1 protein-coding gene is annotated in these 1,271 nt (G+C 72.0%); it reads left to right on the top strand.

Annotated features, from left to right (window positions below; genetic code table 11):
* The first annotated feature begins 123 nt into the window (after positions 1–123).
* Positions 124–1,233, top strand: coding sequence for a glycerol-3-phosphate dehydrogenase/oxidase (locus ACFWY6_RS45445; protein WP_384703802.1), 1,110 nt, complete (start codon positions 124–126; stop codon positions 1,231–1,233).
* The last annotated feature ends 38 nt before the right edge of the window (positions 1,234–1,271 follow it).

Genomic DNA, 1,271 nt, shown 5'->3' with positions numbered 1-1,271 from the left:
CCGCATAGGTGTGCGCCGTGCCGATTCGGCCGTATATCCCGGGCCCGTCGGCCCCCGCCGCCCCGCCCCCGCCCGGGGCGACGGCCCCGCCCCCCCACACCCACCCCCCCCACCCCCCCACCAGTGCGGGGTCGGGGGGGTGGTTTTTGTTTAAACCCCACCCACGACTCCCGCATGGCCCTGATGACGGTCCGCGCGGCCGTCGAGGCCGGTGCCTCCGTCCTCAACCACGCCGAGGTCACGGGCCTGCGCTTCACCAAGGGCCGGGTCACCGGCGCGGAGCTCAAGGACCGCATGAGCGGCGACGAGTTCGGCGTCAACGCGCGGCTCGTGCTCAACGCGACCGGACCGTGGGTCGACCACCTGCGCAAGATGGAGAACCCGGACGCGGCGCCCTCCATCCGCCTCTCCAAGGGCGCGCACCTGGTCCTCAAGCGCACCGCCCCCTGGAAGGCCGCGCTCGCGACCCCGATCGACAAGTACCGCATCACCTTCGCCCTCCCCTGGGAGGACATGCTCCTGCTCGGCACCACCGACGAGGAGTTCGAGGGCGACCCGGCCGACGTCAAGGTCACCGAGGCCGACACCGCGCAGATCCTGGACGAGGCCGCGTTCTCCATCCGCGACCAGCAGCTGTCCCGCGACCTGATCACGTACTCCTTCGCGGGTCTGCGCGTCCTGCCCGGCGGCCCCGGCGACACCTCGAAGGCCAAGCGCGAGACGGTCGTCACCGAGGGCGCGGGCGGCATGCTCTCCGTCGCGGGCGGCAAGTGGACGACCTTCCGCCACATCGGCCGTACGGTGATGAAGAAGCTGGAGTCGCTTCCGGGCCAACCGCTCGGCGCCTCCGACGAGAACTTCGTGCCGATCTCGCAGCTGCAGAAGCGGCTTCCGCTGCCCGGCATCGCCAACCCGCGCGCGGTCGCGCACCGCCTGCTGGTCGACGGCCCTGCGCCAGGACCGCGGATGGCCGCCGACACCGCCAAGCACCTGGCGACGCACTACGGCTCGCTCTCCTTCGACATCGCCCGCCTGGCGAACGAGGACCCGGCGCTCGCCGAGCGGATCTCGCCGGACGCGCCGGAGATCTGGGCGCAGGTCGTCTACGCCCGTGACCACGAGTGGGCCGAGACGGCGGACGACGTGCTCCGCCGCCGTACGACGCTGACGATCCGTGGCCTCGCATCGGACGACGTCCGCGCCAAGGTCCAGGACGTGCTCGACAACAAGTAGGCACTGGTCGTCGAAGGGGCGGCTCCCTCTTGGGGGGC

The organism is Streptomyces sp. NPDC059037 (genome assembly GCF_042740015.1).
Lineage (GTDB): Bacteria > Actinomycetota > Actinomycetes > Streptomycetales > Streptomycetaceae > Streptomyces.
The sequence above is the reverse complement of the archived record's forward strand: the minus strand, read 5'-3'. Positions and strand labels throughout refer to the sequence as shown.